This window comes from Halobacillus sp. BBL2006 (genome assembly GCF_000786645.1).
Lineage (GTDB): Bacteria > Bacillota > Bacilli > Bacillales > Halobacillaceae > Halobacillus.
In genome coordinates, this window is record NZ_JRNX01000058.1 from 1 (window position 1) to 9157 (window position 9157).

Annotated in this window: 11 protein-coding genes; 7 read left to right on the plus strand and 4 right to left on the minus strand. The window is 42.3% G+C overall.

What is annotated here, in order from left to right; genetic code table 11:
- A partial coding sequence (locus tag LD39_RS02190; protein ID WP_035542416.1) for an SDR family oxidoreductase occupies nt 1-661 on the plus strand: 661 nt, incomplete at its 5' end.
- A 27-nt stretch (nt 662-688) separates the two neighbouring features.
- Nucleotides 689-1507 carry an alpha/beta fold hydrolase gene (locus tag LD39_RS02195; protein WP_035542418.1) on the plus strand — a complete coding sequence of 273 codons (819 nt, stop codon included), beginning with the start codon at nt 689-691 and terminating at the stop codon, nt 1505-1507.
- Nucleotides 1508-1518: 11 nt separating this feature from the next.
- Here the strand turns inward: LD39_RS02195 and LD39_RS02200 are convergent, their stop codons facing one another.
- Nucleotides 1519-2085, minus strand: a complete 567-nt coding sequence (locus LD39_RS02200) for a phospholipase D-like domain-containing protein (RefSeq protein ID WP_052158693.1) — start codon at nt 2083-2085, stop codon at nt 1519-1521.
- A gap of 122 nt (nt 2086-2207) precedes the next feature.
- Between LD39_RS02200 and LD39_RS02205 the strand changes: the two genes are divergently transcribed.
- The 4 genes from LD39_RS02205 (at nt 2208) to LD39_RS21925 (ending at nt 4892) form a co-directional block, all read left to right on the plus strand.
- The gene (locus LD39_RS02205; RefSeq protein ID WP_035542420.1) at nt 2208-2735 is read left to right on the plus strand and encodes a hypothetical protein; all 528 of its coding nucleotides are present in this window, start codon (nt 2208-2210) and stop codon (nt 2733-2735) included.
- Between the two features lie 113 nt (nt 2736-2848).
- On the plus strand, nt 2849-3784 hold the full coding sequence (locus LD39_RS02210; RefSeq protein WP_035542422.1) for a bile acid:sodium symporter family protein: 936 nt from the start codon (nt 2849-2851) through the stop codon (nt 3782-3784).
- 177 nt (nt 3785-3961) lie between these two features.
- Nucleotides 3962-4660 (plus strand): phosphatase PAP2 family protein, encoded by a 699-nt coding sequence (locus LD39_RS02215; RefSeq protein WP_035542424.1) that lies wholly within the window; start codon nt 3962-3964, stop codon nt 4658-4660.
- Nucleotides 4661-4721: 61 nt separating this feature from the next.
- A complete protein-coding gene (locus LD39_RS21925) occupies nt 4722-4892 on the plus strand; it encodes a YqaE/Pmp3 family membrane protein (RefSeq protein WP_081988235.1) in 171 nt (56 codons plus the stop codon).
- 164 nt (nt 4893-5056) lie between these two features.
- On the opposite strand, the gene queE is transcribed toward LD39_RS21925, so the two are convergent.
- The 3 genes from queE to queC are packed head-to-tail and all read right to left on the minus strand — an operon-like array spanning nt 5057 to nt 6913.
- The gene (gene queE, locus LD39_RS02220) at nt 5057-5785 is read right to left on the minus strand and encodes a 7-carboxy-7-deazaguanine synthase QueE (protein WP_035542426.1); all 729 of its coding nucleotides are present in this window, start codon (nt 5783-5785) and stop codon (nt 5057-5059) included.
- A complete protein-coding gene (queD, locus tag LD39_RS02225; RefSeq protein WP_035542427.1) occupies nt 5778-6245 on the minus strand; it encodes a 6-carboxytetrahydropterin synthase QueD in 468 nt (155 codons plus the stop codon). The genes queE and queD overlap by 8 nt, the downstream gene beginning before the upstream one ends.
- The gene (gene queC / locus LD39_RS02230; RefSeq protein WP_035542429.1) at nt 6245-6913 is read right to left on the minus strand and encodes a 7-cyano-7-deazaguanine synthase QueC; all 669 of its coding nucleotides are present in this window, start codon (nt 6911-6913) and stop codon (nt 6245-6247) included. The genes queD and queC overlap by 1 nt, the downstream gene beginning before the upstream one ends.
- A gap of 524 nt (nt 6914-7437) precedes the next feature.
- On the opposite strand from queC, the gene LD39_RS02235 reads away from it, so the two are divergent.
- The gene (locus tag LD39_RS02235; protein ID WP_035542431.1) at nt 7438-9084 is read left to right on the plus strand and encodes an L-lactate permease; all 1647 of its coding nucleotides are present in this window, start codon (nt 7438-7440) and stop codon (nt 9082-9084) included.
- Nucleotides 9085-9157 lie beyond the last annotated feature (73 nt).

Sequence of the window (9157 nt, forward strand, 5' to 3'; positions counted from 1 at the left end):
GGGAAACCAGGAGCACGCGAACGAAGAATTGCATTCCGTTCATAATGATTTTGTGAATTCGTATGAAGAGAGCAAGTGCCATGCAGAACATCTTGTTTTTGACTATACAAACCATTTTAATGTGAATATTTATCGTCCTTCCATCATTGTCGGTGATTCGAAAACCGGCGAAGCGGAATCGACTTTTGCCTTATATGGGGTAATTCGCAGTTTTGAGATTCTAAAAAAACGGATGTCTCGTCAAAAAGAAGAAAGTAGCGCTAAGATGAGATTTCTATGTGATGCGGAGGCAGCTCAAAACCTTGTTCCTGTCGATTATGTGGTGGACGTGCTGACGGCAGGCTTAGAAAATGCAGAAGATAACACGATCTATCACATCACAAATTCGAATCCTCCAACCAATCAATTCGTTTTTGAAACGTTAAAGAAAGAACTTGATTTTCACAAGGTTGAGCTCGTCCCGACGACGAATGCTGGAGAGCTTACTGAGCAAGAATGGAAATTCAATGAACCAATGAAGGTCTTTCACCAGTATTTAGAGAAAACACTGACATTTGATGACAATAATACGCGGAATCTGCTAAAGCGTAGCCAAACAGAGCCACTCGATATGGATGAAACGATGCTGAAAACAATCATTAATGGAAAATGCGGCAAATGAATCTAGGAGCGTGCTGAGAGAAATATTATGATAAACAATGTGAAAAGGCCACTAGGTCATAAAGTCTATCGTAACGAATATAGTCACGAGTGGGTCATACTTTTTCATGGATTCGGCGGGAATCATAAAATTTTTTACAAGCAAATGGATGAATTCAAAGCCAACTATAATTTGCTATTGATTGATCTTCCAGGACACGGAGCTTCGCCGTTATCAGAGGAAGAGCCAGTCCTAATCTATACTGGAAAAAAAGTAATTGAGTTGATGGACCTTCTTCATATTAATCGAGCACATTTTGTTGGTGTTTCACTGGGCACGCTTGTGATTCAACATATGGCTACCAAGTATCCGCTTCGTATCCAATCTATGATTTTATCGGGAGCGGTTGGGAAGTGGCTATGGTGGGGAGAAGCTCTTGGGAAATTGAGCCTTTCGTTTCCTATCCGTCATATGCTTCCGTATATGTTCCCTTATGCTTGTTTTGCCTATATTTTGATGCCGAAGAAAAATCATAAAAAGTCAAGGAACGTCTTTATAAAAGAGGCTCTTAAGTTGGGCAGACATGCTTATCTGACCTGGTTATTCACGGTCAGAGATGCTTATCAGATTTATGGAGAATTACGGAAGAAGAAAAATAACATCCCGAAGCTTTATATTTCCGGGGAAGAAGACCACATGTTCTTACCGGGAATCCGCAGACATGTCTGCAAAGAAGCTGCATCGGAATTGGTCGTGATACCCGCTTGCGGGCATGTATGTAATATTGAAAAAGCATCCGATTTCAATGCTCTTTCCTTGAATTTTCTTAATCAAATATCGCCACAGCTCAAAAGAAGGCTCAGCTAGAGCCTTCTTTTTTATGAGGCATTTTTCCCATCCTGAGGATATTGAAAGTTAATCCCGTCTGCCCAAAGATCATGAAAGATGTTGGTCAGCTTGACGGCTTGTTTTTCATTAGTGATCGTTACAAGGATTTCGTCGTTTTTCTTTTCGGCATTGTAGGTGAAATTGTAGGAGCCAACTAAAGCCTTTTTCTGGTCAGCGATCAACATTTTGATATGCATCGTTCCATCGTGCGTATTCGTCCTGATCGCTATCCCGTATTGAGCCATTTCTTTCATGTGATCATATTGGACTTGAGAGGTTTCAAGCTGTTTTCGATCCGTGAACACTCTGACTTTTACTCCACGTTTAGCCGCCTGGCAGAGTTCAGCCACAATGTTTTTATTTGTAAAAAGGAAGATAGCAACATCAATGGTTTGCTCTGCGTTTTGAATGGTTTCTATGATTTCTTTTTGAGGCGAACTCTTCTTTGAGAGGAAGTATTGGATGGAATACGTTTCTGGCTTTTCACCTGCACCAAATTTATAACCAATCAAAGAGCCAATTAAGATGGAACCGCCGACAGTCAATACGATATCCATGGTCACCCTCCTGTCCTTTTCTATTCCTATGCTGGGAATATTTTGTCCTATACTAAGGGAGGTTTCTTTCTAGTAATTGTTAAAATGTGGGGGTGGGAAGCGTTTGAGAGGGGGAGACGAAGATGTTGTCAGGAGAAGAAGTTAAGAAATTAAGATGGAAGCAATGGCTGATCATGAATGTGGGAATCGCAGTCCTTCTCATAGGGATGGAGTTTTATTTTAGACAAGGACTGTCTCCTCGAATGATGTTATTTATTATTGTTCTACTCCTTCTTACGCTAGCTTGTATTCAGTTTTATCAATGGAAAACAGGAAAAGCGGTAGGATTGAAGACCACGAGGAGTATCCAAAAATATGAGCGGGAGAAGTTAGGGGAAAAACAGTGGAACAGGCAGATGAAAATTGGTTTTATTACTTTATTTGTACTATCCGTCCTTTTCATGATCTTCGGCTTCGCATTTGATTTCTCCAGCCTTATTAATAATTATGAATCTAGTCCTTTTAATTTTGTTGGAGCCGCTGTTGGTGTGATTATCGGTTTTCTATTACGAATAAGAAAAATCGATCGTTCCAATAAGGAAGATTTGCAGACTTTCAGTCGTGATATGGCGATTAGGAGTAGGGAGGGGCAGCGATTTTCGTGGTGTTGAGCACTGTCCTGATTCTTACGGTGGCTCTGATCTTTTTTTAGTATAAACGAACTGCTATTTTTATCGCTAAGCTTTATACTAGAGGGACTTTAAACGTAAGGGAGTCTTTCCTTGTGATTCAATCCATCAATCAATTTTTACAAAAAATCATGCCCTATCTCACTCCAAGCGCGGTGGTTATCGGTGTTGTTTTTTCAGCATGGTTCGATTCGCTCGTCTTCCTCGTACCGTGGATTTTTGCGGTCATGACCTTCTCCGGAAGTCTGGGTTCTAATTTCTCTGATTTGAAAAAAGTGATGCGGCACCCTGTCGGCATGCTCGCTTGTATTGGCGTGCTGCATATTGTTATGCCCGTGATTGCACTAGGGATCGGTTCAATCGTTTTTGCTGGAGATGCTTATTCAACCATTGGGCTGGTCCTTTCGTTTGTCATCCCCACCGGCATTACGTCGTTGATTTGGGTTTCCATGTATAAAGGGAATGTCGTCCTGACCTTATCGATCATCCTAGTCGATACGCTGATTGCGCCGCTGGCGGTACCTCTAATGATGAAGGTTCTTGTCGGAAACTCCGTAGAAATGAACGTCCAGGAAATCATGACAGGGCTGCTCTGGATGATTGTGATTCCATCGTTGGCCGGAATGACAATCAATCAGTTGGCGAAAAAAGAATTTACCGAGCGTCTAGAAGCGAATCTGGCCCCATTGACGAAATTGGGCATTGGGGCGGTCGTAACGATCAATAGTTCAGCAGTTGCTCCTTATTTTAAAAACATCAATGCAAAATTAATATTGGTTGCTGTTGTCGTCTGCTTAATGGCGATTTCCGCTTACTTTATCGGTTTTCTAACAGGGAAAGTGCTCAAGCTTGATCATGATAGTGTCATTTCGCTTACGTATAATAGTGGAATGCGGAATATCAGTGGTGGAGCGGTCATCGCGATTACTTACTTTCCGCCTCCAGTGGCGGTTCCAGTCATTGTTGGAATGTTATTTCAGCAAGTGCTCGCTTCGTTCACTGGAAAAAATCTTAGCTTATCGATTTTCTGAAAATGGAAAACAACAAATGGAGGGATAACGAGGAATACATGATGCCTTTTGCATATCCAGATAAAGAGTCCTTGAAGGGTTTTTTTTATTTGAACCATGTGTTCCTGTAACTGTTTTGTCAGGGCTGAAGGAGGGAAGGGATTATAAAGTGAAATAACAGATAGAGGTGGATTGAACATGTTGTTTTCAGGAACAAAGGTATCAGATCTTTCTAAAGCTTCCATAGCCATTATTGTAGCAGGGTTCGTATTGGTGGCTGGAGCGTTTTATTTTTTCTTTGAATTGGCAGGGGAAGTGTTAGAAGACGAGAAAATCAGGGTCGATAAAGCAGCGACTGATTTTGTTGAATGGATTAGTACGCCATGGCTGGACCAGACATGGGGGGCGATTACAGAGACAGGATCGGTTATGTGGGTATCGATTGCATCTATCATATTGTTAGTGTATTTGCTATTCTTTTCTCCATTCAGCCGCTGGGTTGCTATTTATTTTGCGGTTAATATGATTGGGATCAGTGCGCTGACAAAAGTGTTGAAGCTGATTTTTGAGCGGCAGCGTCCGGAAGTACTTGCTCAATATGATGGGGTAGGATTCAGTTTTCCTAGCGGTCACTCTACAGGATCGATGGTATTCTATGGTTTTCTTATTTACCTAATTGTCATCAGCCGATTGAAAAAAGGCTGGAAGTGGCTGATTAATATCTTGCTGGTATTATTAATTCTTTCTGTGGGCTCGAGTCGCATTTATTTGGGTGTCCACTATTTTACGGACGTCCTTGCTGGATTCTTGTTTGGACTTGCCTGGCTGGCGATTTGTATAGCCGCCCTTGAGATTACGCTCTGGAATCAGAGACGCAGGCAGCTCCGTAAACAGTAGTTATAATTGATAAGGAAAAGGGTATGGATAGACAGAGATTTCAAAAAGGAGCGACAAGCATATGTTGTATATTTTAGCTATTTTTCTTCCACCACTCGCCGTTCTATTTACAGGAAAACCATTAAAGGCTTTATTGAACTTGGTTCTCACCCTAATCTTTTATGTGCCAGGGGCTGTACACGCCGCTGTGGTTGTAAAAGGACACTATGATGAGAAGAAATTGAGAACGTAAAAGGAAAAGGTGCCCCTTGTATGGGCACCTTTTTTAATGGGAAGAAAGATAAGTGTGGATGATATGGAAAATAAAAACCACCTCAGGTCATCCAGAATCTGGATGACCTGAGGTGGTAATAAATGTAAATGTAAATTTAAAATAATAGCATTCAATGAAAACTGCTATACACCGCGTTTGTTGCCCCAGACAAGTGCGTGGACTTGCGGAAGTACACGGACGTGATTTAATTTCTCTGAATCTACAACTTTATCAATCAACCATTCATATTGATCGAGTAAATGGCTGGCAAGGTTCGCAGGTTTATCTTCTTCCAAGTCGTCATTACCGACCTGCAGGAAGAATGGGACGTCTGGATAACGCTCATGGACTTCCTCTGCATAGACTAAATCTTCGTCGTTAAAGACCACGACTTTCAAACTTAAATTGGAAAGACGGTCGTTTTCTTTCAGACGAGTAACGATCTCATCCAAGACCATCCAATTTGTCTTCATCTTGGAGCTTGGAGGCTTAGGAGAAATGGTCAGGTCATCAATACTCGTAAACCAATCCTGCCAGCGGCTTCCTTGTGTTTCAAGTGCTACTTCAACCCCTTGCTCATGCAGCGGTTCGATCAGTTCGTGTAAATTATTTAACAAGGCAGGATTACCACCTGAGACGGTCACGTGATCGAATTTATTGCCGCCTTCATCCTTTAGACGAGTGATGATTTCATCTGCCGTCAAACGTTCAATTTCGTCTTTTGCACTTCCATCCCAAGTAAAGGCGGAGTCGCACCAGGCGCAGCTATAATCACAGCCGGCTGTCCGGACGAACATGGTTTTACGGCCGACGACCATACCTTCGCCCTGGATCGTTGGACCGAAGATTTCTAACACGGGAAACTTATTCATTGTTCATCCACTCCCGTCTTGCTTCCGCATAACTCGTTGGTGTTTCATAGAGTTTCACGAACTCGACGCGGCACTCTTGTGGGTGACCGTTCAACGCTTTTTCCATTTTTTCATAGATCCATACAACCATATTTTCGGCTGTTGTATTCATATTAGGTAAGGTATCGTTAAGATAACGGTGATCCAAATGAATCTCAATTTGCTCTTTCCATATTTCTTTAATATCCCCGAAGTCCATTACGATACCGATCTCATCGGTAAGACCGCTGATGCCAAAGACGACACGATACGTGTGGCCATGGAGGTTTTTGCATTTACCTTCATAGCAGTGCAGATGGTGGGCGGCATCGAATGTGAATTCTTTACTCACCATCACACGTTTCTGGTGATACTTCAGCTCATGACGTTTGATATCCTGATCGATTTTTTGTAAGTTTTCTACGATTGTGAACCCGTACATTATTGATTCACCTCTTCACGTTTTTCAAGATAAGTCTCCAGACCGTTCTGACGCAGCTTACAGGCAGGACATTCACCGCAACCATCGCCTCGGACTCCGTTATAGCAAGTCAGCGTCTTCTCACGTACATAAGAAAAGGCATCGAGTTCATCTGCCATCTCCCAGGTTTCCGCTTTATCTAGCCACATTAACGGCGTGTGAATGACAAACTGATCATCCATAGATAAGTTCAAGGTAACGTTCAAGGATTTCACGAATACATCACGGCAATCCGGGTATCCGCTGAAGTCCGTCTCACATACACCAGTGACAACATGCTTGGCTCCAATTTGGTTGGCAATGATTGTCGCAAACGAAAGGAACAGTAAGTTACGCCCAGGAACGAAAGTAGAAGGCAGTTCTCCATTTTCGCCATCCTTCACTTCAATGTCATCACGAGTCAGTGCGTTCGGTGCCAGTTGATTCAAAAGCGACATATCAAGAACGTGGTGTTTTACATCCAAGTCCCCGGCAATCTCTTTGGCAACTTCAATTTCTTCGTTATGGCGCTGATTATAATCAAACGTTACAACTTCAACATAATCAAACTTTTTCAATGCCCAGAATAAGCAAGTCGTACTATCTTGTCCGCCGCTGAATACAACGACAGCTTTATTATTTTTTTCCATAAAAAAATTCTCCTTTCAATCTAGAAAAAGAGAATTCTACACACCCGAAAACCATTAAAAAAACCATACCTAAGGCAAGGTATAGTTCCATCCTTAGTTTTTTATAGAGGGTGTCGCTAGAACCTCTCCCGCTTCGATGCGGACTTGTATTCTATTATTCAAACCAGCTTTCAGTTTAACACGCTTTCGTGAAAAAGGAAATCTATGATTATGAGAAAGAATGCAAGCTCACTTGAAGAAAAGTCGATTCCTTTTCCTTTTACCCATCGCTATTTTACTCAGTAAAGAGTTGTATTATGTTACAAAAATTCAGGCGTACCTAATACAACACGGTAGTTAGAAAATGAAAAGACTGCTTTCTATAAAGAAAGAAGGAGAAGACCAGTACATGGGTTTGGAAATAAGGAGAGGCTGTCTATTTATAAAAAGGGATATTGTGAAATATTTCACAAATTAGACACCCAATTCGGTCCACTTATCTCGTATAATGGAAGTAACAACGAGAGAGGGGTGATTCTGTGAGTATGTTGGAATTTTTGACTGCACTAATGCCTGTATTGGCTGTTTTTATATTGTTGGTTTTATTTCGATTGCCTGCTGTAAAAGCAATGCCTGTTAGTCTTGCCATTGTAGCGGTTTTGGCTATTGTTGTATGGAAGGTTCCTGTCGTCCGTGTTGCTGCAGCTTCCCTGGAGGGAGGATTAATTGCGATCTCTATTCTATGGATCGTCTTCGGTGCCATTCTTTTATTGAATACATTAAAAAACAGTGGTGCTCTTGAAACGATTCGTCATGGGTTTTCAGGAATTACCGCTGATCGCAGGGTCCAGCTGATTATTATCGCCTGGCTGTTTGGATCCTTCATTGAAGGAGCGGCAGGTTTCGGTACTCCAGCTGCGATTGCGGCCCCTCTCTTATTAACGCTCGGTTTTCCACCGCTTGCTGCCGTATCACTTGCACTGATTGCTGACAGCAGTGCCGTATCCTTCGGAGCTGTAGGAACACCGCTGATTGTCGGGGTAGATCAAGGGCTGCGACAAGGGGCAGATGTTGCGAACGAAGTTCAACAGGTGCTGGGAGCACATTCCATCGGTGAGTATATTCAAGGAGTGGCTCAATCTGCTGTCATGATTGATTTGTTTATTGGAAGCTTTATCCCGCTTGTACTTGTTGTAATGCTTACAAAGATATTTGGAGAGAATCATTCCTTTAAAGAAGGATTGGCGCTTTGGAAATTTTCATTATTTGCTGGTCTCAGTTTCACTGTCCCTGCTTTTATCGTTGCAACGTTTCTAGGACCAGAATTTCCGTCTATTATTGGCGGTCTTGTCGGACTTGCTATAGTCGTACCAGCAGCGATGAAAGGTTTCCTTTTACCTGAAGAACCGTGGGACTTTGGTGGAAGTGAAATAGAAGAGCGACCAGAAGAAGCGAGTGTAGCTGTTCTGCGGATGCCTCTTTATAAAGCATGGGTGCCTTATGTTATTGTTGCGGTACTTCTCGTTCTGACACGGTTGAACGTGCTTCCGATTAAAGAAGTGTTAAGGTCTGTGAAAGTCCAGTGGGAGACAATCTTAGGTACGAACATTTCCACCGCATTCGAACCGCTTTATTTACCTGGTACGATTTTTGTTGTCGCTATCCTAATTACGATTTTTTATCATCGTATGAACAAGGAAGAGGTCGTAACTACGTTTAAAACTTCTGCCAAGTCTATGGCTGGGAGTGTAATCGCTCTTGGGACCGCAGTGCCAATGGTAAGGATTTTCATCAATTCCGGTGTGAATGAAGCAGATTTGTTAAGCATGCCTATGGAACTTGCGATCATGGTATCTAATGCGGTCGGCGGTGCCTGGCCGCTCGTGGCGCCTATCATTGGAGCCCTTGGATCTTTTATTTCAGGCAGTGCCACTTTCAGCAATATGATGTTTTCTTTGTTCCAATTCAGTGTAGCTGATCAAATTGGGATTGAAGCACAACAAGTCGTCGCCCTTCAGGTGCTGGGATCCAATGCAGGAAATATGGTATGCATATTGAATGTCGTTGCCGCAGCGTCTGTCGTGAATATGGTTGGAAAAGAAGGCACGATCATTCGGCTGACGCTCATACCCATGTTGTTTTATGTTGCGATGGCAGGTTTACTTGGCACATTATTCATTTATATACTGTAAAATGAATACGTTATACTATAAGAGCGACGTGTGCTGAGCATGCACAGCGCTCTTTTTTTATAGGCATAAACTC